Below are 23,144 nucleotides of genomic sequence, written 5' to 3'. Positions count from 1 at the left end.
CACTCCCATACCGAGTCTCGCCAAATGCCGCGCTGTATAACTGTTCGCACAGACAGGAAAGGTGTGAACAGCCATGAGAGACCAGGCTCTTTTCGACAAGATCGATCTACACCTCATCAGGGTGCTTCACACCGTGCTGACCGATCGCAGCGTCTCGCGTGCTGCCATCCGGCTGGGCATGTACCAGCCGGCGGTGTCGGCGGCGCTGAAGCGGCTGCGCGAGCTCTCGGGCGATCCGCTGCTGGTGCGCTCGGGCTCGGGCATGGTGCCGACCGACGCGGGGCTGCGCATGATCGAACCGGCCGCGAGCATCCTTCGCGCGGCAGAGATGCTGTTCTCGGACGCGCGCGGCTTCGATCCGCAGTCGGCGGCCACCACCTTCCGCATCGCGGCCAGCGACTACATGGACCCGCTGTTCCTGCCGATGCTGGTCGCGCAGGTCAAGCGCGACGCGCCGCTGTGCCAGATCGAGATCCATGCGCTCACGCCCGACTCGGACTACCACGGGCACCTGGCGCTCGGCCAGGTCGACCTGGTGATCGGCAACTGGCTCAAGCCGCCGGAAGACCTGCACATGGCGCGGCTCTTCGGGGACGACGTGGTCTCGCTGGTCAACAAGGACCATCCGGCGGTGCGCCGCGGCTGGGACCTGGAGACCTGGCTGGCGGCCGAGCACATCGCGCCCACGCCCATGCATCCGGGCGGGCGCGGCATCATCGACCAGATGCTCGACGAGCTGGGCCGGCAGCGCAACATCACGGCGCGCTGCGCGCACTTCGGGCTGATTCCCGACATGGTTGCCTCCAGCCTGCTGGTGCTGACCACGGGGCGCCAGTACTGCGAGCGCTTCGCCTCACGGCTGCCGCTGAAGATCCTCGAATGCCCGGTGGCGCTGCCGCGCCTCATGTACTACCAGCTCTGGCACGAACGCACCCATTCGTCGAGCTCGGCGCGCTGGCTGCGCGAATGCATCAAGGAGGTGGCGGCGTCGCTGCGGCCTCCGGTTTCGGCCATACCCGGCGGACCCGGCGCCCCCGGCACGACAGCGCGCCCGCCCGCCGCACCTGAAACATCGGATCCCTGAGAGAACCCCGTTCGCGCCGGCGTCGTGAGCGGGGCAACGATGAAACCGCCACTACAACAGCTGGAGACAAGCGAAATGAGTACGTTTGAACAGGCGCCGAAAGGCGCCGAGCCCCGCGCGCCGGGGCATGTCGAGTCCGCGCGCCCGCGCGCGGCTGTGGGCAGCGCAAGCGGCTCGGGTCTGCTTGAACGCCTGTTCAAGCTCAGCGCGCACAACACCACCGTGCGCACAGAGGTCATCGCGGGGCTGACCACCTTCCTGACGATGGCCTACATCATCTTCGTGAACCCGTCGATCCTCGGTGATGCGGGCATGCCCAAGGGCGCGGTCTTCGTGGCCACCTGCCTGATCGCGGCGCTGGGCACGCTGATCATGGGCCTGTATGCCAACTACCCGATCGCCATGGCGCCGGGCATGGGCCTGAACGCCTACTTCTCCTATGTGGTGGTGCTGGGCATGGGCTACACGTGGCAGGTGGCGCTGGGCGCGGTGTTCATCTCGGGCTGCCTGTTCCTGATCGTCACGGTCACCGGGCTGCGGGAGCTCTTCATACAGGGCATACCGCAGTCGCTGCGAACGGCGATCACGGTGGGCATCGGCATGTTCCTGGCGCTCATCGCACTGAAGAGCGCGGGCGTGGTGGCCGCATCGCCCGCCACCTTCGTCACGCTGGGCGACCTGCACTCGGCGCCGGTGATCCTGGCGACGCTGGGCTTCCTCATCATCGTGGCGCTGGACAAGCTGAAAGTGCGCGGCGCGATCCTGATCGGGATCATCACGGTGACGGTGCTGTCGTTCTTCTTCGGCGGCAACAAGTTCCACGGCGTGTTCGACGCGCCGCCGTCCATCGCGCCGACCTTCATGCAGCTGGACATCCTGGGCGCGCTCAAGGGCGGCATCCTGAACGTGGTGCTGGTGTTCTTCCTGGTCGAGATGTTCGACGCCACCGGCACGCTGATGGGCGTGGCCAAGCGCGCCGGCCTGCTGGTGCCGGGCAAGATGGAGCGAATGAACAAAGCGCTGCTGGCCGACAGCGGCGCGATCTTCGCGGGCTCGCTGCTGGGCACATCGAGCACCACGGCCTACGTGGAAAGCGCGGCCGGCGTGCAGGCGGGCGGCCGCACCGGCCTCACGGCGGTGGTGGTTGCGCTGCTCTTCCTGGCCTGCCTGATGATCTCGCCGCTGGCGGGCTCGGTGCCGGCCTACGCCACCGCACCGGCGCTGCTTTTCGTGGGCTGCCTGATGCTGCGCGACCTGGTCGAGCTCGACTGGGAGGACACCACCGAGGTGATCCCTGCGGCCGTGACCGCGCTGGCCATGCCTTTCACCTACTCGATCGCCAACGGCCTGGCCTTCGGCTTCATCACCTACGCGGTGCTGAAGCTGTGCACCGGGCGGGCACGGGAAGTGCATGCGATGGTCTGGGTCATCGCAGCCGTGTTCCTCTTCAAGTTCGCCTACATCGGTGGGCACTGATTGAAGCCATGAACTGAGAGCTGAGCGAAGCGCCGTCGGGCGCCGATGGTCGCGGGGACGCCATTAGACTCATGGCCGTTCCCGCTTTGTTGCTGTTGAACGAGACAAATCCACGAAACCCGGCATGACAACCCCCAGACTCCAGCTCGCGAACATCACCAAGCGGTACCCCGCGGTGGTGGCCAACAGCGACATCTCCCTGAGCGTCGCGCCCGGCGAGATCCACGCCGTGCTCGGCGAGAACGGCGCCGGCAAGTCGACCCTGATGAAGATCATCTACGGGTCGGTCAAGCCCGACGAAGGTACGGTGATGTTCGACGGCCAGGCCGTCAGCCTGCGCAACCCGCAGCAGGCGAGGGCGCTGGGCATCAGCATGGTGTTCCAGCACTTCAGCCTGTTCGACACGCTCACCGTGGCCGAGAACGTCTGGCTGGGCCTGGACAAGTCGCTGCAGTTGGCCGAGGTCACGCGCAGCATCACGGCCAAGGCGAGCGAGTACGGCCTCGACATCGACCCGGCGCGGCCGGTGCACACGCTGTCGGTGGGCGAGATGCAGCGGGTGGAGATCATCCGCGCGCTGCTCACCAACCCCCGGCTGCTGATCCTCGACGAGCCGACCTCGGTGCTGACGCCGCAGGCGGTGATCAAGCTCTTCACCGTGCTGAAGAAGCTGTCTTCCGAGGGCTGCAGCATCCTCTACATCAGCCACAAGCTGCACGAGATCCAGGAACTGTGCAGCGCCTGCACGGTGCTGCGCGGCGGCAAGGTGACGGGGGTGTGCAATCCGCAGAACGAGAGCACGCAGTCGCTGTCGCGGCTGATGATCGGCAGCGAGCCTCCGCCGCTGCAGCACCGCCCGGTGCACGCGGGCGCCGTGGCGCTGCGCGTCGACGGGCTGTCGCTGGCGCGCGAGGACCAGTTCGGCGTCGATCTCGACGGCATCTCCTTCGAGGTGCGCGCGGGCGAGGTCGTCGGCATCGCGGGTGTATCGGGCAACGGCCAGAAGGAACTGCTCTACGCGCTTTCCGGAGAGGACGTGCGGGCCGAGGCGCCGATGGTGCGCGTGTTCGACAAGCCCGCCGGCCGGCTGCGGCCTCGGGCGCGGCGTGCGCTGGGCCTGCATTTCGTGCCGGAAGAGCGGCTGGGCCGCGGCGCGGTGCCCACGCTGGGGCTGGCGCACAACCTGCTGCTCACGCGCAGCGAGGCGGTGGGCCGGGGCGGATGGATCAGCACCGGCACGCTGGAGCGCCAGGCCAAGGCCATCATCGAGCGCTTCAAGGTCAAGGCCGGTGGTCCGAGGGCGGCGGCGCGCTCGCTCTCGGGCGGCAACCTGCAGAAATTCATCGTCGGGCGAGAGATCGACGCAAAGCCGAAGCTCTTCGTCGTCTCGCAGCCGACCTGGGGCGTGGACGTGGGCGCGGCCGCGCTGATCCACGCCGAGATCCTCGCGCTGCGCGATGCGGGTTGCGCCGTGCTGGTGATCAGCGAGGAACTCGACGAGCTGTTCAACATCAGCGACCGGCTGCACGTGATCGCCAAGGGGCGGCTGTCGCCTTCCATCGACCGTGCCGCAGCGACGCTGCAGCAGATCGGCGAGTGGATGAGCGGGCTGTGGCACGGCGCCGGCAACAAGACTTCGGAGGCGGCCCATGCTTAAGCTCGAACCGCGTCCGGAGCTTTCGCGCTTCTGGAGCTATGCGTCGCCGATCCTGGCCCTGCTGATCACCGTGCTGATCGGCGTCGCGCTCTTCGCCGCGCTCGGCAAGGACCCGGTCAAGGGTCTGCTGGTGTTCTTCTACGAGCCCATCAAGAACGGCTACGCCATTGGCGAACTGATGGTGAAGGCGACGCCGCTGCTCATCATCGCGCTGGGGCTGGCGGTGTGCTTCCGCTCCAACGTGTGGAACATCGGCGCCGAGGGGCAGTTCGTGTTCGGCGCCATCGCCGCGGGCGGCGTGGCGCTTTTGGCCGACAAGAACACGGGGCAGTGGATCGTCGTGGCCATCCTGCTGGCGGGCATCGTCGGCGGCATGGTGTGGGCGGGCATCGTCGCCTTCCTGCGCGACAAGTGCAACGCCAACGAGATCCTGGTGAGCCTGATGCTGGTCTACGTGGCCACGCTGCTGCTGGGCTACATGGTCTACGGACCGTGGAAGGACCCGCACGGCTACAACTTCCCGCAGACCAAGACCTTCGAGGCGGTCACGCAGATTCCGCGCCTGTTCAAGGGCTCGCGCGTGAGCATCGGGCTGGTGATCGCGCTGGTGGGAGCGGGCGCGCTGTGGGTGTTCCTGTTCCGCACGCGCGCGGGCTTCGCGCAGCAGGTCGGCGGGCTGGCACCGGCGGCTTCGCGCTACGCCGGCTTCTCGGCGCGGCGCGCGGTGTGGATCGCGCTGCTGACCTCAGGCGCGGCCGCCGGCCTGGCTGGTGCGCTCGAAGTGGCCGGGCCGCTCGGGCAGCTCACGCCCTACGTGCCGGCGGGCTACGGCTTCGCGGCCATCATCGTGGCCTTCGTCGGGCGGCTGCACCCGGTGGGCATGATCTTCTCGGCCATCCTGATGAGCATGTTCTACATCGGCGGCGAGCTGGCGCAATCGCGCCTCGGGCTGCCGAAGTCGCTCACCGGCGTGTTCCAGGGGCTGCTGCTCTTCACGCTGCTGGCCTGCGACACGCTCATCGCCTACCGCATCCGGCGCAAGGCGGCCGCGAAGGCCGCCTCTTCCATGACCACCGCCTCGCTGCAGGCGAGCACGCCCATTACCGCACCCGTCGCGCGTACCACCGAAGGGAGCCACTGACCATGGAAAGCTACGCACTCCTCTTGGGTTCCACGCTGAGCGCGGGCACCGTGCTCGCCATCGCGGCGCTGGGCCTGCTCATCAACGAGAAGGCCGGCATCGTCAACCTCGGTGCCGAGGGCATGATGCTGTGCGCCGCCATCGCGGGCTTCGCGACGGTCGTCACCACGCACAACCCCTGGCTCGGCTTTCTCGCGGGCATGGCGGCGGGCGCCTTGCTCGCGGCCTTCTTCGGCGTGCTGGTGATCTGGCTCAACACCAACCAGTACGCGACCGGGCTTGCGCTGAGCCTCTTCGGCGTCGGTTTCTCGGCCTTCGCTGGCATCAGCTTCGTGCAGGCGAAGCTGCCGGAAAGCGCCTCGTATGCCATTCCCGTGCTGGGCGACATTCCGCTGGTCGGGCCGGCGCTGTTCCGCCATCACCCGATGGTGTATTTCGCGGTGGTGCTGACCTTCGGGCTGATCTGGTTCCTCTACCGCACGCGCGCCGGGCTGGTGCTGCGCTCGGTGGGCGAGTCGCCGGAGTCGGCGCATGCGCTGGGCTATCCGGTGCGGCGCATCCGCTTCATGGCGGTGATCGCGGGCGGCGCGCTGTGCGGGCTGGCGGGCGCGTATCTCTCGACGGTGTACACGCCGCTGTGGGTCGAGGGCATGGTGGCCGGCCGCGGCTGGATCGCGCTGGCGCTCACCACCTTCGCCACCTGGCGGCCGGTGCGGGTGCTGCTGGGCGCCTACCTGTTCGGCGGCGTGTCGATGCTGGGCTTCCACTTGCAGAGCAGCGGCGTTGACGTGCCCGCGCAGTTCCTCAGCATGCTGCAGTACATCGCGCCGATCGTGGTGCTGGCGCTGATCTCGCGCAACCCGGCCTTCATCCGCGCCAACATGCCGGCTTCCATCGGGAAACCGTTCTACCCCGGCTCATAATCGCGTTTTTCGTTTTCCCGCCAACCTGTCCTTTTGAGGATTTCCGACAATGAATGATCTGAACAAGCGCTCCCTGCTCAAGCTGGCCGCCCTCACGGCGGTCGCTTCGGCGGCCCTGATCGGCTGCGGCAAGAAAGAAGAAGCGGCGGCTCCTGCGGCTGCACCCGCGCCGGCCCCGGCACCCGCCGCAGCGGCTCCGGCCCCGGCAGCGCCGCTGAACATCGCATTCGCATACGTCGGCCCGGTTGGCGACGGCGGCTGGACCTTCGCGCACGACAACGCACGCAAGGCGCTCGAGAAGGAATTCGGCGACAAGATCAAGACCACCTTCGTCGAGAGCGTGCCCGAGGGCGCCGACGCCGAGCGCGTGTTCCGCGACATGGTCGGACAGGGCAACAAGCTGATCTTCGGCACCACCTTCGGCTACATGGAGCCCATGCTGAAGGTCGCGGCCGACAGCAAGGAAGTGAAGTTCGAGCACGCCACCGGCTACAAGACCTCGGACAACATGCGCACCTACGACAGCCGCACGTACGAGGGCGCGTACATGGCCGGCATCATTGCCGGCGCCATGACCAAGAGCAACACGCTGGGCGTGGTCGGCTCGGTGCCTATTCCCGAAGTGCTGCGCAACATCAACAGCTTCACGCTGGGCGCGCAGTCGGTGAACCCGAAGATCACGACCAAGGTCGTGTGGGTGAACGAGTGGTTCAGCCCCCCGAAGGAAACCGAAGCCGCCACCGCCCTCATCAACGGCGGCGCCGACGTGCTGTTCCAGAACACCGACTCGCCGGCCGTGCTCAAGACCGCGCAGGAAAAGGGCAAGCGCGCCTTCGGCTGGGACTCCGACATGACCGCCTACGGTCCCAAGGCCCACCTGGCCTCGGCCACCATCAACTGGGCCCCGTACTACATCAAGGCCACCCAGGAAGCCCTGGACGGCAAGTGGACCACCGGCCAGGCCTGGTGGGGCGTGAAGGAAGGCGCGATCGACCTCGTGTCCGTCGCCGAGGACGTGCCGGCCGAGACCAAGGCCAAGGTCGAGGAAGTGAAGAAGGGCCTGAAGGACGGCAGCTTCGCGATCTGGAAGGGCCCGATCCTCGGCCAGGACGGCAAGGAAGTGGTCGCCAAGGACGCAGTGGCCGACGACAAGTTCCTGTCGGGCGTGAACTTCTACGTCAAGGGCGTGGAAGGCAAGGTGCCGGGCGGCGACAAGAAATAAGCTCGCCCCCAGGCTGCGCGCACTTCGTGTCGATGCGCCAACCCCCTACCGGGGGCAACACCTGCGGCCCGGCGAAGCCGGTTCCGCGGTGTTCCCGAATGGGGCTCGCCCTGTGACGTAGTTCACGCATATACACCGAAAAGTTCTAACAGCCCGCACGTGTTGCGGGTTTTCTTTTTTGAGGGGTTACCTACCTGAAACCTCTTGGTCTCCGCTAAAGTAACAATTAGTGTCACTATTACGTACCGTCGCAGGGCGGAACGCGACCGTGGCGAGTCCCGGAGGACTATCGAAGCTCCATCACGACGAGACTGAAATGCAGGACGCAGTCACCAATCCCACGCCCCCGGCGTTGCAGCCGAATCTGACCGATCCGCTGGAGATTCCCGGTTACGAGTTGCTGGAGGAGCTGGGTGCCGGCGGCTACGGCACGGTGTATCGTGCACTGCAGAAGAGCACGGGCACCGTGGTCGCGATCAAGGTCGTGAAGCTGCAGGTGGGAAGCCAGCGCGTGGCGCGCTTCCATCGCGAGACGAAGCTGTGCGCCTCGCTGCACCATCCGCACATCGTTCAGCTGCTCGACAAGGGCGAGCAGGGCCCCTGCGTCTACGGCGTCTTCGAGTACGTGCCGGGCGAGACGCTCACCAGCCTGATCCGCCGCAAGGGTTCACTCACCGCCACCGAGACGGGGCACCTGATGGCCGAGGTGCTCGACGCGCTCGACTGCGCGCACAGCGCCGGCATCGTGCACCGCGACCTGAAGCCCGACAACGTGATGGTCACCTTCACCGGTGCCGTGCCGCACGCGAAGGTGCTGGACTTCGGCATCGGCACCGTCATTCCGTCGAACCGCGGCGACGAGTTCCCCACGCTCACGATGACCGACGAGGCGCTGGGCACGCCGGCCTACAGCGCGCCCGAGCAGTTGCGTGGCGAGCCGCCCGGCGTGAAGTCGGACCTGTACGCATGGGGCTTGATGTTCATCGAGTGCCTCACCGGCGCGCCCGCCATCCGCGGCGCCTCGGCGGCCGAGATCCTTCACCAGCAGCTGAGCCCGCAGGAAGTGCCGCTGCCCGCCGAGATCGCCAGCCACCCGGTGGCTTCGGTGCTGCGCCAGGCATTGCGCAAGAAGGCGGCCGACCGCAGCGATTCCGCCGCCACCTTGCTGGCCGAGCTCGGCCGACTGCGGCTGGATGACCTCGTGGGCGTGCTGCGTTCGGCCAAGCAGGCCCAGGACGAAGCGCTGGCGCAGACCGTCATCACCACGCGCGGCTTCTCCGAGAAGCGGCAGCTCACCGTGCTGTGCTGCAGCGTTTCTGTATGGCCCGACGCGGCCGACGACGAGAGCGCCGATGAAGCCCTGCCCTCCGACATCGAGAACCTCGAACTGCTCCAGCGCAACGAGCTGGCCCTGTTCTCCGAGACCGCCACCCGCCGCGGCGGCCTGCTCGCGGGCACGCTGGGCGACCGGATGATCGTGCTCTTCGGCTATCCGCACGCCAGCGACACCGACGCGCGCCAGGCCGGACGCACGGCCATGGAGCTGATCGCGCTGAGCCGCCAGCGCTCCGCCGCCATCGAGCAGGAGCACGGCGTGCACCTCGGTATCCGCATGGGCATGCACACCGGCATGGCGATCGTCGCGGCCGGCGAGATCCCGTCGGGCCACGCCGTCAACGTCGCGGTGCGGCTCGAAGGCGTGGCCGACACCGGCACGCTGCTGGCGAGCGAGAGCAGCTACCGCCTGCTGAGCCGCCACGCGAGCTTCGACAAGGCCGGCACGGTGACGCTGCCGGGCCAGTCCGGCGGCATCCAGACCTACCGCCTCGGCGGCGAGCAGCAGGCGCTGGCCTCCGACGGCTTCGCCGAGCAGGCGCTGCACAAGGCCTGCATCGGCCGCGAGGCCGAGCTGCAGCAACTGAGTACGGCCTGGACCCGGGCCCGCGAAGGGCAGGGCGGCGCGGTGTGGATCCGCGGCGAGCCGGGCATCGGCAAGTCGTGCCTGGCCGACGTGCTGCGCGAGCAGGTCGCCAAGGAAGGGCTGCAGACCGTCGTCGCGCAGTGCCAGCCCGAGAACCAGAACAACGCGCTGACGCCGTTCCTCGCGCTGCTGCGCCAGCGGCTCGACGCCGTGCCCGACGCCGCCTCGCCCGAGGCGCGCCGTGAGCGCCTGCGCGAGGCCCTGCAGGCCGCAGGCTGCGACGGCGAGGCCGTGCTGCCGATCTTCTGCGCATGGCTGTCGCTGCCGCTGGGCGACCGCGCGCCGAGCCAGATGTCGCCGCCGATGCAGAAGGCGCTGCTGCTGCAGTCGATCGCGCAGTGGCTGCTGCACATGGCCGAGTCGGCTGCGGTGTTGCTGCTGCTGGAGGACGTGCACTGGGCCGACCCCACGACCATCGAATTCGTCGAGCAGCTGATCGCCCAGCTGCCGCAGCGCCGCGTGCTGCTGGTGCTCACCGCGCGCCCCGAATGGGTCAAGCCCGACGCCATGCAGGCCGAGTGCATCGAGGTGCGCCGGCTCGAGGACGCGCAGGCCGCCGAGCTGGCACGTCAGGCGCTGGCGCCGCGCGTCGCCGCGCCGCAGGTGATCGACAACGTGGTGCAGCGCACCGACGGCGTGCCGCTGTTCATCCAGGAAATGGCGCGCATGATGCTCGACGCCTACCTGGTCGAGAAGGACGGCATCTGGGTCTTCAAGGACACCGCGCAGCCGGCGGCGATTCCGGTCACGCTGCGGGACTCGCTGGTGAGCCGCTTCGACCGGCTCGGCCCGGTCAAGGGCCTGCTGCAGCTCGCCGCCACCATTGGGCGCCAGTTCGATGCCGAGCTGCTGTGCGCCTGCTCGGGCAAGAGCGCCGAGGCGATGGACAAGGACATGGCCGTGCTGCTCGACGCGGGCCTGGTCGCGCCGGCCGGGCAGCCGGGCAGCTTCATCTTCCGCCACGCGTTGATCCGCGACACCGCTTACGAGAGCATGCTGGTCGCGCAGCGCCGGCAGCTGCACCGCAACGTCGCGCAGACGCTGATGGACAGCCAGCCGCAATACGTGGCGAACGAACCCGGCAGCGTGGCCCAGCACTGGGCCGATGCGGGCGAGTACGCGCAGGCGGTGGCGCTGGCGGTGCGCCAGCTGCGCATTACGCAGCACCGCTCGCTCAACGACGAAACGATTTCCTACGCCCAGCACATCGACGGCTGGATGGCGCACCTCGAAGGCGAGGCGCAGCGCGAGGCGCGGCTGGACGTGAACAGCTACGTCACGCAGGCCATGATGAACAAGTACGGCTGGGCGCATGCGCAGGTGGTCGACCGCATCGCGCTGTCGCAGGAGCTGCTGTCCGACGAGGTGCCGCGCGAGAAGCAGGTGCAGCACCTGTGGACGCTGATCACCTTCCACCACGTGGCCAGCAACCGCGCCGAGGTTCAGCAGCTGAGCAACCGCCTGCTCGACCAGGCCGTGCAGCACCAGGACCAGGGCGTGTTCGTCGCGGCGCAGACCTACCTCGGGCTCGCGCACTATTCCGACGGTGACTTCGAGCGCGCCGAGCAGTCGCTGAGCGACGCGGTCGAGCGCTACAACCCCGAGGCCCACGCGCACCATGCGGCCGACTTCGGCTTCGACACCCGCGTGTGGGCGACCACCGGCCGCGCGCTGGTGCGCTGGTTCGCGGGCCATGACGCGGCCGCGCGCGCCGACGCGACCAATGCCGTGCGCTGGGCCCGCGAGATGTCGCACATCCCGTCGCTGAGCATGGCGCTGCTCTACCAGAGCCTGGGCCATCAGGGCCGCAACGACAAGGCGCGCGCGCTGGTGAGCACCGGCGAGCTGCTGGGCATCACGCAGCGCTACGGCCTGCCGGCGTTCCAGGGCTACGCGGAGATCATCCGCTGCTGGGCCACCGGCGACGTCGCCAACATCGCCCAGGCCGATGCCTGGATCCAGGCGCTGTGGGGCATGGGCTGCCGCTATTGCCAGACCTATTACCGCGCCTTCGCCGCCGACACGCTGGCCGCCAACGGCCGCTGGGACGAGGCGCTGGAGCGCATCGACGAATCGCTGCGCATGACCGACGAGCTCAAGGAAGGGCTCTACCGCTCCGAGCTGCACCTGCAGAAGGCCCGCTACCTGCAGGCCGCCGGCGGCGATCGCGAGGCGGTGGCCGCGTGCTTCTCGAAGGCCGCCGAGGTGGCGCGCGAAGGCGCCAAGCACAGAACCGAATACGAGGCCCTGGCGGCGTTGCAGGCACTGGCGGATTCCGCCTCGCCCGACGTGGCCGCGCGCCTGAAGGATCTGGCCGCGCTGCGGCCGGAATTGCCCGCGCGCATGTTCCCGCATGCGCCCATTTCCTCTTGAAACAAGGATGAAGTAATCATGACCTCCCCAGTCCAAAGCGGCGATCCGTTGCTCGAGTTCCGTCTTGCCTACCTGCGCGCCATCGCCCGCTCGTGGCAGGAGGACGCCTACCGCGCCAAGCTGCTCGACCAGCAGGACATCCAGCCCATGCTGCATGCCGACTTTGGCCTGCCGACGCTGTGGCCCCTGCTCGACGTGTCGCTGTTCCTGAGCCCTGATCCGGCCCAGCGCGCCGAATGGAAGCCGATGCTCACCTCCGGCTGGGTCGGCCCCGACGACTCCTTCGTCATCGTGCTGCCGCAGGCACCTTCGTCGAATGCCACCGAAGCCCTGGCCGCCTACTACCAGCTATTCCCGAACTTCATGGGCGCCTCCGCGGCGTTCGAGCCGCCTCCCGGCATCGTCGGCGGCGCGCTGCCCACGGGCCTGGGCATTCCGGGCGGCGGCGACGGCTCGCTGCTGGCCTTCGGCGGCGTGGTGCTGCGCGCGATCGCCATCGCATGGCAATCGCCCGAGCTGCTCTATCAGCTGACGCGCGACCCCGACGTAGACAAGGCGAACGTGCTGAGCCAATGGCTGGGCTACAACAACCCGTTCAACTTCAAGATCCTGTTCACCACCAACTCGGCCCTCACCTGGGACGCAGCGAAGGGCGAATGGAACCTGAAGAACGCCGACGGCTCGCTCATCAAGAACGCCATCCGCCTGAACTACCCGACGGCGCCGGTGGAAGAGAGCATGCGCGCCGTCGCGCTCACCTCGTACAACAACACGGGCGACCCCTATCCGTTCACCTGCTGAGTCCGCGACAGGGCAGGGGCCGGCCGCAGGCGCGCTGCAGGGCGCGACGGCCACGCTCCTGCTGACGCTGGCCGCGCGCGCCAATTCCGGCGCCGTGGCCGACGCGTCGGTGTTCTCCGATCCCGAGGCACGACGCATCGCCGCGTCGCTGCCCTTCGACATCTCCGCCTATGCGGCGGACGAGGCCTTCGTCAGGAGCATCGTCCTGCGCGCCGCCTTGTTCGACCGTTTCGCGGCCGAATTCCTTTCCGCCCATCCGGAGGCCCTGTGCCTCTCGCTGGGCGCGGGCCTGTGCACGCGGCGCAGCCGGCTAGCCCCCGCCCTGGTGGCGCGCTCGCGCTGGCTCAACATCGACCTGCCCGAGGCCATCGAGCTGCGCGAACGCCACATCGCGCGCGGCGAAGAAGAGAGCGAGCTCGCATGCTCCGTTCTCGATCCGAGCTGGCTCGACGCCGCCGGCCTGCCCGGCGAACGCCCGGTGCTCGCGATGCTCGAGGGCGTGTGCCCCTACCTGCCGCAGGCTCCGCTGGAAGCCCTGCTGCGCAGCCTTGCCGGGCGCTTCGAGCATGCGAAGGCCCCGTGCGTCCTGCTGCTCGACCACGTTCATCCGGTGCTCGCGCGCCAGTCCATGGCCGTGGGCGGCATGCGGCTGCCGGTGGTGTCGGGCTTCGAGAGCGCGGCGCAGATCGCCGGCCTGCATCCGGCGGCGATGCGGGTGCTGTCCGAAGACCACATCTACGCGCAGTTCTCGGAGCGCCACAGCCTGTTCGAGGCCGCGTTCCGGTCCACGACCGGGGCCTGGCCCTACGGCGTGGTGCGTCTCGAACTGGGCCCGCAAGCCGATGAGTGAAGGCCCGGGCAAGGGCACGCCGCCCGATTTCTTCGGCGACGTCTTTCGCTGGCACGACAGGTTCCTGCCGCCCGTGGTGCTCGATGACCGCTTGCTGCTCGCGAGCGAGAACGACCTGCTGGTGCTCGGCTCGCCGGGCGTGATGGCCGTCGAGCGGGTGCTGCGGGAAGGCACCAGCCTCGCGGCGCATTGCCGTGCCGAAGGCGCGGCCGCACCGCTCGCGCAGATGCTGCATGCGCTCGAAGCGCTGGCGCGCCAGGGGCTCGTGCGGCCCGTGGCGGCGGACGGCGCGGAGTTCCATTTCGTGCCTGATTTTTCGAAGGCGTATTCGCGCACGACGCGCACGACGCGCACGCCGCGCACGGTGGGCTCGGCTCTCTCGGCCGACGTGGACGCCATCGTGCTGTCGGGCGCGGTGAGCGAGGAGGCGGCGAGCCGCTGGGCGCTGGCCCTGTCGCAAGGGCTGCCCGCCGGCACCGGCCTCACGCTCGTGTTCTGCGACGACTACCTAGACCCGCGGCTCGGCACCATCGACGCGCAGCAGCGCGCTCGCGGCTGCGCCTGGCTGCCGGTCAAGCCGACCGGCGAGCAGGCGATGGCCGGCCCCGTCTTCAGGCCGGGCGCGGCGCAGCCCGGGCCGTGCTGGCATTGCCTCGCGCACCGCTGGCTGCGGAACCGGCCGGCGCGTGCCTGGTGGCAGGCACGGCATGGCAGCGCCGGCATGGGCTTTCCGGTGCGGGCGGGCACAGGGCTGGTCGGCGAGCGGCTCGAGCGGCTGTTGCCCGTCGCGCTGCGCATCGCCGCGCAGGCCGACGCCGCGCGGGTGGAGGTGCTCGATTCGCCGCAGCCGCAGCACTCCATCGCCATCCGCCCGCAGTGCCCGCACTGCGGAACGCCGGGGCTGGTCGCGCGGCGGCAGCGCGAGCGCATCGTGCTGGCGCCGGGCCTGCCCACCGCCAGCCACGACGGCGGCTGGCGCACGGTGCCCGCGGCGGTCACGGTGGAGCGGCTCATGCGCCACGTCAGCCCGCTGAGCGGCGTGATCGCGCGCATCGTGCCGCTCAATGCCGAGGCGCAGGGCGCGCTGACGGTCTATCGCAGCGAAATTTCCAGGACGCCGCCGACCGGCGACGACGCGCTTCCCGGCGTGCTGACCCAGGTGTGCCTGGGCAAGGGCATGTCGATGGAGCAGTCCCGTGCCAGCGCGCTGTGCGAGGCGGCCGAGCGGCACGCCGCCTTCTTCCAGGGCGACGAGGCGTGGGTGGTCGCGCCAGCCGCCGACCTGGACGCGCCGTGCATCGATCCACGGGCGCTGGCGCTCTTCAGCGAGCGGCAGCGCGAGCGCTTCGGTACGCACAAGCCGCCGCACGCGGTGGTCCCGTTGGCTTCGCCGCATGAAACGTCGACGTGGTGGACGCCCGCCTGGTCGCTGACGGCCGACGAGCGTCGCTACCTGCCGCTGTCCTTCTGCTTCGCCAACGCGCCGGCGCAGAGCCAGTTCCATGTGGGCTGGACTTCGAACGGCTGCGCGGCGGGCAACACTCGCGAGGAGGCCATCCTCCAGGGCTTCCTGGAGCTGGTGGAGCGCGATGCCGCCGCCGTCTGGTGGTACGGCCGGCACCGCAGGCCGGCGATCGGGCTCGACAGCCTGCCGGACGAGATCCTCGGGCGCATCGAGCGCGCCTGCGGCCCGCGCTGGGAGCGCTGGGTGCTCGACATCACGCATGACTTCGGCATTCCGGTGGTGGTTGCCGTCGGCCGGCACCGCGACACGGGCGCCTGGGCCATCGGCTTCGGCTGCAGCCCCGACCGCCCGCTGGCCTGCGAGCGCGCGCTGACGGAGATGAGCCAGCTGATCGCGGCCGGCAAGACCTTTGCGGTGCCGGCCGACGAAGGCGCGGAGGAGGTCGGGGAGGGCACGGAGGAGGGCGCGCCGCTGGCCTTCCTCATGCCGGCGGGCACGGCAGGCGCGGCGCCAGCCGTTCCCGAGGGGCGGGCCGACATCGCCGCCGAGATCCGCCGGTGCGTGGGCATCGCCGCCTCGCTCGGGCTGGAAACCATCGTCCTGGACCACACTCGCCCCGACGTGCCGCTGTGCACGGTGAAGGTGGTGGTGCCGGGGCTTTGCCATATCTGGCCGGAGCTTGGCAATCCGCGCCTGTACCGCGTGCCGGTCGAGCTGGGATGGCGCGACACTCTGGTACGTGAAGCAGACCTGAATCCGCAGGCGCTTTACGTCTGATATCGCGAAGGAGAAGAAAAGATGGCCATCTTCAGGAACAAGCTCGACCGGAGAGCCACCGTGCTGCGGCCAGTGCACGCCTTCGGTCGCCGCGCCTCGGTGTGCCAGACGGTGCTTCAGGCGCCGGACGTGTCGCAGGTTCACGCGATGGTTCGCTGGAACAGGCACACCTGGGAAATCGTCGACCAGAGTCGCAACGGCACCACGATGAACGGCGAGCGCCTGGCCAGCGGCCGGTGGACGGCGCTGTCCGCGGGCGCCGAAGTCCGCATGGGCGTGGGCGACGACTCGGTCTGGATCGTGGACGACCTGGCTCCGCCGGCCACCTGCCTCTTTCCCGTCGAGGGTGCCGGCGCCATGGTGGCGCTGAGCCTGCGCGAGAACCTGCTGCCGGACGAGCAGCAGCCCGAGGCGAACGTCTATTTCCAGGACGGCAAGTGGATGCTGGAGCACATCGACGGCATCGAGCATCTGGGCGACGGAGCGATGGTCCGCACCTCGGGCAGCACCTGGGAGTTCGTGCTGTGCGACGACCTGGCCTTCACCTCCGAGAACCCGATTGCCGCCCCGGCTCCGGCGGCTGCCGACGTGGCGCTGCACTTCGACGTGAGCCAGAACGAGGAGCACACGAGCCTGAACCTGGTGGCGCAGGGCAAGTCGGTGCCGCTGGGCGAGCGCATCCACCACTACACCCTGGTCACGCTCGCGCGGCTGCGCCAGAAGGACGCCCAGAGGGGCGTCGCGCCGCAAAGCCAGGGCTGGATCGGGCTGGACGAGCTGTCGCGCATGCTGGGCGTGGAGCCCTCGTACGTGAACATCCAGATCTTCCGCGCCAAGCACCAGATCCTGAATGCGCTGCCGCCGAACCTGGCGGAGCCGCCGCTGGTCGAGCGGCGCCGGGGCAACGTGCGCCTCGGTAACTACCCCTTCGAGATACGTGGCGGGGCGCAACCTGTGTAATCTTCTGTAATTCCGTTCGTTCCCGGCACTCCCTAGAGTGACAGCTCCGGAGCCATCGTGGCCCGGAGTGTCAATCACTTGCTTGTGGGAAGTTGCCATGGGAATGATCTACTCCGTCGCGGTCAACAACCATGCGAGCCATCCGGGCTGTTTCATGGTGTTCCAGAACGACCCGACGCAGTTGGCGCCGAATGCGCTGTCGCTGGCCTGGTTCGTCAGGTTCTCGAACCCAGGGCCGAACTCCCGCGTCAAGTTCCAGTGGAGCGTCGACACCGGCTTCTCCTGGGCCGAAACCGGCGAGCTGCAGCCCGGCGCCCAGTTCACCCCCACCGAGACCTACGTGCCGAGCGGCCCGAACAACAAGATCACGCTCGACTGCAATCGCACCTACAGGTTCATGAACCCCACGCAGGGGCCGGAGCAGTCGCGCTTCTATCTCGCGCAGTCGGCGGGCATCCCGGCCAGGTCGGCCGCCGCCGTGGGCGTGACCATGGGAGGAAGCACGGTGTACGCGGTGCAGGCGCGTCCCAACCAGAACCTGGCCATCTCGCCGAATCCGAAGTACTTCCTCGCCTACGGCGACTACCAGGAAGGCGACGTGATCGACGCGAGCGCGATCGACAACCCGCTGGAGCTGCGCTATCCGCCCGGCGTGTACTCCCTGACCACCACGTTGAACGCGGACGACACCTGGGACCAGCCGGAGAGCCTGGCCCATTCGAACGCGAGCCGCCTGCGACTGCTCGCGGCCTGAAATTCCTGCTGTCACACATCCAGGTCCGTTGAGGACGTCGACCATGAGGCCAACACGCCATGCTGCAAACCATCATTTCCCCATTTCTCGCGCCACGCCGGTCGTTGCCAGCGAACTTGCGGAGTCCGGCCATGCGCCCGCAGCGATCCGCGTTTGAACGGATCGCGACGCGGCGCGTGTTCATGGTGCCTCCGGGCGCGCGCCTGGAGGACCCGGACGTCGACTGCCTGCCCATGGCCGAAACGGTCTGGGAGCGGGGCTACACGCTGGTGATCGACGAGGTCAAGCGCGGCCTGCTGCAGGACTTCTGGAAGAACTACTACGGCGCCTCCGCCGAGATGGCGATGTCGGGCAACCGGCTGATGGAGCTGCGCAAGGACATCATGGCGATCACGCCCGACTGCCTGGGCGAGCCGGCGGTGTTCCAGTTTCTGGTGCAGCTGACCCGCATGTGCGTGCGCGCGTACAGCGTGCAGGGCACGCTGCAGGTCGTAGTGGAATAGGTTCTCCCCCAGGCTCCGCGCACTTCGTGGCGGAATAGGTTCTCCCCCAGGCTCCGCGCACTTCGTGTCGCTTCGCCAACCCCCTTCCGGGGGCGACACCTGCGGCCCGGCGAAGCCGGTTCCGCGGTGTCCCGCGAAAAGGCAGGGGCGTTGGGCAGAGCTGCAGCGGCTAGGAGGCGGGCGCCTGCAGCTGGGCGCCCATCTTCTGGTGGATCAGGTTCACGGCTTTCAGCGGGCGCAGCATCACCTTGAACTCGGTGATCTTTCCTTCGTCGTTCCACTTCATCATGTCGACGCCGTTGATCTGGATGCCGTCGAGCTTCAGCGCGAATTCGAGCACCGCGTCGCGCTCCGACTTCAGTTCGCGCACGTAGCGGAAGCTCTCGTTGAAGAAGACCTGGAACGCCGCGGCCAGGTATTTCTTCGTGATGCGCTTGCCGGCCTGGGGCGTGTGCACCACCGGCGAATGGAAGACGGCGTCGTCGTCGAGCAGGGCGTCGAGCCCCGCAACATCGCGTTCCTTGACGAGCCGGTGCCAGGTGGCGAGGGTGTCGATCGGCATGAGTCTCCTGAGGCTGTTGTGGTCGATGCCCGCCATTTGACGCAGGCGCGCGCCGCGTGGCAAGGCGCCGCGAGCGCATAGGCGACTCCGCGGCGGCTCGTTTCTCAGGACAGCCGGTCCAGCAGGCTGTACCAGGCCACGCCGCCCGCGATGTAGAAGCGCTGCAGCCCGTGCAGCGGAATCGGCCGGATAGGCGACACCGGGTACGGAAAATCCGCCCCCGCATCCAGCATCCGCGCCGCCACGTGCCTGCCCATGCTCGTGGCCAGCGCGATGCCCCGGCCGTTGTAGCCCAGCGCGATCGTCATGCCCGGCGCCGGCGTGTGCACGTGCGGCATGAAGTCGCGCGTGACGGCGATGCGGCCGGCCCAGCGGTATTCGTAGCGCAGCGGGCCGAGCTGCGGAAACAGCAGCTCCAGCGAGCGCTCCAGGTGCGCGAAATCGGCGGGGCCGGCCGGGTCGGCGAAATGGCCGCGTCCGCCCATCAGCAGGCGGCCCTGTGCGTCCTTGCGGAAGTACAGCAGCAGGCGCTGCGAGGTCGAGGCCGTCTCTCCGCGCGGCAGGATGGCGTGGGCCGCCGCGCCCTTCAGCGGTTCGGTCGCCACGATGAAGCTGTTGGCCGCCAGCACCGTGCGCTTCAGGCCCGGCCACAGCGCGCCGGTGTAGCCGTTGGTGGCGATGAGCACCTGCCCGGCGGTGACGCTCGCGCCCGTCGACGTGCTCGCGTGCCACTGCGCGCCGCGCCGTTCCAGCGCCGTGACCTCGGTGCCGCCATGCACCGCCGCGCCCAGGCCCTGGGCGGCGCGCACCAGCCCGCGCGTGTAGGCCAGCGGCTGGATGCCGCCGGCGCGGCCGTCGAGCCAGCCGCCGGCGAAGGTGTCGGTGCCCAGCCGCGCCGCGACGGCTGCGCGGTCCAGCGCTTCCGTCTTCGCGCCGCGCCTGGCCCATTGCGCGGCGCGCGCGTGCAGGCCGGCCACGTCCTTCTGCGAATAGGAAAGCTGCAGCCAGCCGTTGCGCACCGGCTGGCAGTCGATGCGGTGGCGCGCGATCAGGTCGAACACCAGGTCGGCCGAACCCGACACCGCGTCGATCAGCGGCTCGGCGCGCTCGGCGCCGAAGATCCGCACCAGCTCGTCGGGGTCGTGCTTCAGCGTCGGGTTCACCTGCCCGCCGTTGCGCCCTGAGGCGCCCCAGCCGGGCTCGTGCGCCTCCAGCACGCAGACCTGCGCGCCGGCCTCGGCCAGGTGCAGCGCGGCCGAGAGGCCCGTGAAGCCGCCGCCGACGATCAGCACGTCGGCCCTGCGAGATTCGGCCAGCGGCGGTGTCGGCGGGGCAGGCGGCGCAGTGGCGGCCCAGAGGGAGGGTGGCAGTGCGCCAGCACTCATGCGCGCACCTCCGCGGACGCCGCGGCACCGGAAGGATGCAGCACGCGCCGCAGGAAGTCCTGCGTGCGCGCGTGTCGCGGCGCGCCCAGCACCTGCGCGGCCGGGCCTTCCTCGACGATGCTGCCGCTGTGCAGGAAGCACACGCGGTCGGCCACCTCGCGGGCGAAGCCCATCTCGTGCGTGACCACGATCATGGTCATGCCCTCGTCGGCCAGCGCGCGCATCACGCCGAGCACGTCGCCGACCAGCTCTGGGTCGAGCGCCGACGTGGGCTCGTCGAACAGCATGGCCTCGGGCTTCATCGCGAGGGCGCGGGCGATGGCCACGCGCTGCTGCTGCCCGCCCGAGAGCTGCGCGGGCCAGGCCTGCGCCTTCTCGGCCAGGCCGACCTTGGCCAGCAGCGCCATGGCTTCCTCGCGTGCCTGCGCCGCGCTCTGGCGCAGCACGTACACCGGGCCTTCCATCACGTTCTCCAGCACCGTGCGGTGCGGGAAAAGGTTGAAGCGCTGGAACACCATGCCCATGCGGCTGCGCAGCCGGTGGATGTCGGGCGCGTTGCGGTCCACGCGCTCGCCGAAGGCGCGGATCTCGCCGCCCTCGTACGACTCCAGCGCGTTGATGCAGCGAAGCACGGTCGACTTGCCCGAGCCCGACGGGCCGATCAGGCACACCACCTCGCCCTTGTCCACGTGCAGGCTCACGCCCTGCAGCACGCGGTGCGCGCCGAAGCGCTTCTCGAGTCCCTCGACGTGGATCATGGCTGCTTCCTCCCGGCGGCGAATCGCTTCTCGAGCCGGCGCAGGCCGTACACCAGCGGCAGGCTCATCAGCAGGTAGAGCAGGGCGACCAGCGTGTAGACCGTCATGTTCTGGAAGGTGGACGAGGCGATGAGCTGGCCGGCGCGCGTCATCTCGGCCACGGTGATGGTCGAGACCAGCGAGGAGTCCTTCAGCATCATCACCAGCGTGTTGCCGTAGGGCGGCAGCGCGATGCGGAAGGCCTGCGGCAATATCACCCGCCGCATGATCAGCGCCGAGCGCATGCCCATGGCCTGCGCGGCTTCGCGCTGGCCCGGGTCGACCGCCTCGATGCCGGCGCGGAAGTTCTCCGCCTGGTAGGCCGAGTAGGCGATGCCCAGCCCGATCACGCCGGCCTGGAAGGCCGTGAGCTGCACGCCGAAATCCGGCAGCACGAAGTAGATGTAGAAGAGCTGCACGATGATCGGCAGCCCCCGGATCACGTTGATGACCGCGGTGGCCGCCATCGACAAGGAGCGCACCGGCGAGAGCTTCATGAGCGCCAGGCCCAGGCCGAGCACGCTGCTCAGCAGGAAGGAAAGCACGGTCACCTGCACGGTGACGATCGCGCCCTGCAGGAGGATGGGCAGGAAGTCCTGCGCGTGCTGTAGGAAGGTGGGAGCAGCCATCGGTCAGCGCGCCTTCAGATGCCCCACTTCTGGACAATTTTTGCGAGCGTGCCGTCGGCCTTGATGGCCGCGATCGCCTTGTTTATGCGTGCCAGCGTCTCGGTGTCGCCCTTGCGCACCACCAGGCACACATCGCCCACGTTCACGGCCTTGTAGCTGTCGACCAGCTTCACGCCCGGGAAGGTGTTCTGGCGGATCTGGTAGGCCATGATGGGCTGGTCGCCGAGGCCCGCCTTGATGCGCCCGAGCGAGAGGTCGCGCGTCATGTCGGCCACCGAGTCGTAGCTGCGCACCTCCTTGAAGATGCCCTTCTTGTTGAGCATGTCCAGGAACACCGTGCCGACCTGCGCGCCCACCACCTCGCCCTTGAGCTCGTCGAGCGAGACGTAGGCGCGGGTGTCGTCGGCCTTGACGATCAGGCCCTCGCCGTAGGAGTACACCGGGTCGCTGAAGTCGACCACCTCCTGGCGCGCCGGCGTCTTCAGCATGGCGGCCGAGACGATGTCGATCTTGCGCGCGGTGAGCGAGGGGATGAGCGCCGAGAACACCGTCTGCTGCACGTTCACGTTGAAACCGCCCGCCTTGCCCACGGCGGTGACGGTGTCGACCATCATTCCCTGGATGCTGTTGGTCTTCACGTCGAGGAAGGTGAACGGCACGCCGGTGGCGGTGGCGCCCACGTTGAAGGTGGGCGCGGCGCCCTGTGCGGCCGCCAGCGAGGCGGCGCCGGCGAAGCAAAGACCCAGGGCCAGGCGATGAAGGCGGCGAACGATGCGATTCATGGAAGCACTCCTCGAAGGAAGGAAAGGAAATTGAAGAAGAAGGTGAGTGGAGGTGAGAGAAAACAGTCGGCATCCGCGATGCAACATGCATGCCAATATTCGATTCTTTTGAATCTCTGATCAATAAATGAAAACCACTAGTCGAATCTAAAGTATCGATATTCGATATTTAAAGCGACTGTCGCTATACTCTCCAGCCATGGACGCCACACCCGACACAGCCCCCGAAGACAGCCAGAGCCTGCTTTTCAACCAGTCGCTGGAGAAGGGCCTGGCGGTGCTGCGCGCCTTCAGCGCCCGGCGCCGCACCATGACGCTGGCCGACGTGGCCGAGGCCACCGACATCACCAAGAGCTCGGCCCAGCGCATGGTCTTCACGCTCGAGAAGCTGGGCTACGTGCGCAAGCACCCGAAGACGCGGCGCTACCAGCTCACGCCGCGCGTCATGGAGATCGGCTTCAACTACCTGGCGGCCCATTCGCTGATCGACGTGGCCAACCCGTTCCTGTCGGAACTCACCAAGGTGACGACCGAGACCTCCTGTCTCACCGAGCCCGACGGCCTGGACATGGTCTACGTGGCGCGCTTCGTGAGCGCGCAGTTCGTGCCGGTGCACATGCCCATCGGCAGCCGCATTCCGATGTACTGCACCGCTTCCGGGCGCGCCTTCCTGAGCGCGCTGCCCGAGGACGAGGCGCGCGCGCTCATCGAGTCGTCCGACCGCGTGGCCCACACCATGCACACCCGCACGGGCGTGGACGAGATCATGGAAGAGCTGCGCCAGGCGCGGCAGCAGGGCTTCGCCACCAATGCCGAGGAACTCTTCCTGGGCGACATGACCATCGCCGCACCCGTGCTGGGCGCGCAAGGGCGGCCGGTGGCCTCGGTGCACGTGGTGGCGCCCACCAGCCGCTGGACGCTGGAGGAGGCGGTGCGCAAGCTGGCGCCCACGCTGCTGCTTTGCGCGCGCTCGCTCACCAGCTCGGCGCGCAGCGTGGATTGACGCCATAAGTTTTCCGGCA

General features: G+C 68.7%; 19 protein-coding genes. 14 read left to right on the top strand and 5 right to left on the bottom strand.

Going from position 1 to position 23,144, the window contains the following annotated elements; genetic code table 11:
• Positions 1-73: 73 nt before the first annotated feature.
• From FHT32_RS00680 to FHT32_RS00620, 13 genes are all read left to right on the top strand, one after another.
• The gene (locus tag FHT32_RS00680; protein WP_176662754.1) at positions 74-1,084 is read left to right on the top strand and encodes a LysR family transcriptional regulator; all 1,011 of its coding nucleotides are present in this window, start codon (positions 74-76) and stop codon (positions 1,082-1,084) included.
• Positions 1,085-1,159: 75 nt separating this feature from the next.
• On the top strand, positions 1,160-2,560 hold the full coding sequence (locus tag FHT32_RS00675) for an NCS2 family permease (RefSeq protein WP_256098827.1): 1,401 nt from the start codon (positions 1,160-1,162) through the stop codon (positions 2,558-2,560).
• A 124-nt stretch (positions 2,561-2,684) separates the two neighbouring features.
• Positions 2,685-4,217, top strand: coding sequence for an ABC transporter ATP-binding protein (locus FHT32_RS00670; RefSeq protein WP_176662753.1), 1,533 nt, complete (start codon positions 2,685-2,687; stop codon positions 4,215-4,217).
• Entirely contained in the window at positions 4,210-5,358 is a 1,149-nt protein-coding gene (locus tag FHT32_RS00665; RefSeq protein ID WP_176662752.1) for an ABC transporter permease, read from the top strand. Before FHT32_RS00670 ends, FHT32_RS00665 begins: the two co-directional genes overlap by 8 nt.
• Positions 5,359-5,360: 2 nt before the next feature.
• Positions 5,361-6,281 (top strand): ABC transporter permease, encoded by a 921-nt coding sequence (locus tag FHT32_RS00660; RefSeq protein WP_176662751.1) that lies wholly within the window; start codon positions 5,361-5,363, stop codon positions 6,279-6,281.
• A 49-nt stretch (positions 6,282-6,330) separates the two neighbouring features.
• Positions 6,331-7,503: a BMP family ABC transporter substrate-binding protein gene (locus FHT32_RS00655; protein WP_176662750.1), complete on the top strand. Its 1,173-nt coding sequence runs from the start codon at positions 6,331-6,333 to the stop codon at positions 7,501-7,503.
• 316 nt (positions 7,504-7,819) lie between these two features.
• Entirely contained in the window at positions 7,820-11,857 is a 4,038-nt protein-coding gene (locus FHT32_RS00650) for a TOMM system kinase/cyclase fusion protein (RefSeq protein ID WP_176662749.1), read from the top strand.
• 18 nt (positions 11,858-11,875) lie between these two features.
• Entirely contained in the window at positions 11,876-12,658 is a 783-nt protein-coding gene (locus FHT32_RS00645) for a BMA_0021/BMA_0022 family TOMM bacteriocin (RefSeq protein ID WP_176662748.1), read from the top strand.
• A 34-nt stretch (positions 12,659-12,692) separates the two neighbouring features.
• Positions 12,693-13,508, top strand: a complete 816-nt coding sequence (locus FHT32_RS00640) for a class I SAM-dependent methyltransferase (protein WP_218088065.1) — start codon at positions 12,693-12,695, stop codon at positions 13,506-13,508.
• Positions 13,501-15,750 carry a TOMM precursor leader peptide-binding protein gene (locus FHT32_RS00635; protein ID WP_176662746.1) on the top strand — a complete coding sequence of 750 codons (2,250 nt, stop codon included), beginning with the start codon at positions 13,501-13,503 and terminating at the stop codon, positions 15,748-15,750. Before FHT32_RS00640 ends, FHT32_RS00635 begins: the two co-directional genes overlap by 8 nt.
• Positions 15,751-15,771: 21 nt before the next feature.
• Positions 15,772-16,710 carry an FHA domain-containing protein gene (locus tag FHT32_RS00630; RefSeq protein ID WP_176662745.1) on the top strand — a complete coding sequence of 313 codons (939 nt, stop codon included), beginning with the start codon at positions 15,772-15,774 and terminating at the stop codon, positions 16,708-16,710.
• A 97-nt stretch (positions 16,711-16,807) separates the two neighbouring features.
• Positions 16,808-17,464, top strand: a complete 657-nt coding sequence (locus FHT32_RS00625) for a hypothetical protein (protein WP_256098826.1) — start codon at positions 16,808-16,810, stop codon at positions 17,462-17,464.
• Positions 17,465-17,595: 131 nt separating this feature from the next.
• Positions 17,596-17,967 (top strand): hypothetical protein, encoded by a 372-nt coding sequence (locus tag FHT32_RS00620; RefSeq protein ID WP_176662744.1) that lies wholly within the window; start codon positions 17,596-17,598, stop codon positions 17,965-17,967.
• A gap of 169 nt (positions 17,968-18,136) precedes the next feature.
• Here the strand turns inward: FHT32_RS00620 and FHT32_RS00615 are convergent, their stop codons facing one another.
• The 5 genes from FHT32_RS00615 to FHT32_RS00595 all read right to left on the bottom strand — a co-directional run bounded on the left by FHT32_RS00615 (position 18,137) and on the right by FHT32_RS00595 (position 22,122).
• Positions 18,137-18,529 (bottom strand): nuclear transport factor 2 family protein, encoded by a 393-nt coding sequence (locus FHT32_RS00615; protein WP_176662743.1) that lies wholly within the window; start codon positions 18,527-18,529, stop codon positions 18,137-18,139.
• Between the two features lie 104 nt (positions 18,530-18,633).
• A complete protein-coding gene (locus FHT32_RS00610) occupies positions 18,634-19,914 on the bottom strand; it encodes an FAD-binding oxidoreductase (protein WP_176662742.1) in 1,281 nt (426 codons plus the stop codon).
• A complete protein-coding gene (locus tag FHT32_RS00605; protein ID WP_176662741.1) occupies positions 19,911-20,672 on the bottom strand; it encodes an amino acid ABC transporter ATP-binding protein in 762 nt (253 codons plus the stop codon). The genes FHT32_RS00610 and FHT32_RS00605 overlap by 4 nt, the downstream gene beginning before the upstream one ends.
• Positions 20,669-21,340, bottom strand: coding sequence for an ectoine/hydroxyectoine ABC transporter permease subunit EhuD (gene ehuD, locus FHT32_RS00600; protein ID WP_176662740.1), 672 nt, complete (start codon positions 21,338-21,340; stop codon positions 20,669-20,671). Before ehuD ends, FHT32_RS00605 begins: the two co-directional genes overlap by 4 nt.
• A gap of 14 nt (positions 21,341-21,354) precedes the next feature.
• Complete coding sequence (locus tag FHT32_RS00595) at positions 21,355-22,122, bottom strand: ABC transporter substrate-binding protein (protein ID WP_019655122.1); 768 nt, start codon at positions 22,120-22,122, stop codon at positions 21,355-21,357.
• A 199-nt stretch (positions 22,123-22,321) separates the two neighbouring features.
• Here FHT32_RS00595 and FHT32_RS00590 point away from each other — a divergent pair, with 199 nt between their 5' ends.
• Positions 22,322-23,125 (top strand): IclR family transcriptional regulator, encoded by an 804-nt coding sequence (locus tag FHT32_RS00590; protein ID WP_019655123.1) that lies wholly within the window; start codon positions 22,322-22,324, stop codon positions 23,123-23,125.
• The last annotated feature ends 19 nt before the right edge of the window (positions 23,126-23,144 follow it).

The organism is Variovorax sp. SG517, assembly GCF_013376045.1.
Lineage (GTDB): Bacteria > Pseudomonadota > Gammaproteobacteria > Burkholderiales > Burkholderiaceae_C > Variovorax.
This window is presented reverse-complemented; position numbering and strand designations above follow the sequence as displayed.

What these genes read in the sequence shown, in the direction of transcription:
- FHT32_RS00620 (WP_176662744.1), top strand. Translation starts at nt 17,596, where the DNA reads ATGCGCCCGCAGCGATCCGCGTTTGAACGGATCGCGACGCGGCGCGTG.
- FHT32_RS00630 (WP_176662745.1), top strand. Translation starts at nt 15,772, where the DNA reads ATGGCCATCTTCAGGAACAAGCTCGACCGGAGAGCCACCGTGCTGCGG.
- FHT32_RS00660 (WP_176662751.1), top strand. Translation starts at nt 5,361, where the DNA reads ATGGAAAGCTACGCACTCCTCTTGGGTTCCACGCTGAGCGCGGGCACC.
- FHT32_RS00595 (WP_019655122.1), bottom strand. Translation starts at nt 22,122, where the DNA reads ATGAATCGCATCGTTCGCCGCCTTCATCGCCTGGCCCTGGGTCTTTGC.
- FHT32_RS00680 (WP_176662754.1), top strand. Translation starts at nt 74, where the DNA reads ATGAGAGACCAGGCTCTTTTCGACAAGATCGATCTACACCTCATCAGG.
- FHT32_RS00645 (WP_176662748.1), top strand. Translation starts at nt 11,876, where the DNA reads ATGACCTCCCCAGTCCAAAGCGGCGATCCGTTGCTCGAGTTCCGTCTT.
- FHT32_RS00665 (WP_176662752.1), top strand. Translation starts at nt 4,210, where the DNA reads ATGCTTAAGCTCGAACCGCGTCCGGAGCTTTCGCGCTTCTGGAGCTAT.
- FHT32_RS00635 (WP_176662746.1), top strand. Translation starts at nt 13,501, where the DNA reads ATGAGTGAAGGCCCGGGCAAGGGCACGCCGCCCGATTTCTTCGGCGAC.
- FHT32_RS00625 (WP_256098826.1), top strand. Translation starts at nt 16,808, where the DNA reads ATGGGAATGATCTACTCCGTCGCGGTCAACAACCATGCGAGCCATCCG.
- FHT32_RS00615 (WP_176662743.1), bottom strand. Translation starts at nt 18,529, where the DNA reads ATGCCGATCGACACCCTCGCCACCTGGCACCGGCTCGTCAAGGAACGC.
- FHT32_RS00675 (WP_256098827.1), top strand. Translation starts at nt 1,160, where the DNA reads ATGAGTACGTTTGAACAGGCGCCGAAAGGCGCCGAGCCCCGCGCGCCG.
- FHT32_RS00610 (WP_176662742.1), bottom strand. Translation starts at nt 19,914, where the DNA reads ATGAGTGCTGGCGCACTGCCACCCTCCCTCTGGGCCGCCACTGCGCCG.
- FHT32_RS00590 (WP_019655123.1), top strand. Translation starts at nt 22,322, where the DNA reads ATGGACGCCACACCCGACACAGCCCCCGAAGACAGCCAGAGCCTGCTT.
- FHT32_RS00670 (WP_176662753.1), top strand. Translation starts at nt 2,685, where the DNA reads ATGACAACCCCCAGACTCCAGCTCGCGAACATCACCAAGCGGTACCCC.
- FHT32_RS00655 (WP_176662750.1), top strand. Translation starts at nt 6,331, where the DNA reads ATGAATGATCTGAACAAGCGCTCCCTGCTCAAGCTGGCCGCCCTCACG.
- FHT32_RS00605 (WP_176662741.1), bottom strand. Translation starts at nt 20,672, where the DNA reads ATGATCCACGTCGAGGGACTCGAGAAGCGCTTCGGCGCGCACCGCGTG.
- ehuD (WP_176662740.1), bottom strand. Translation starts at nt 21,340, where the DNA reads ATGGCTGCTCCCACCTTCCTACAGCACGCGCAGGACTTCCTGCCCATC.
- FHT32_RS00650 (WP_176662749.1), top strand. Translation starts at nt 7,820, where the DNA reads ATGCAGGACGCAGTCACCAATCCCACGCCCCCGGCGTTGCAGCCGAAT.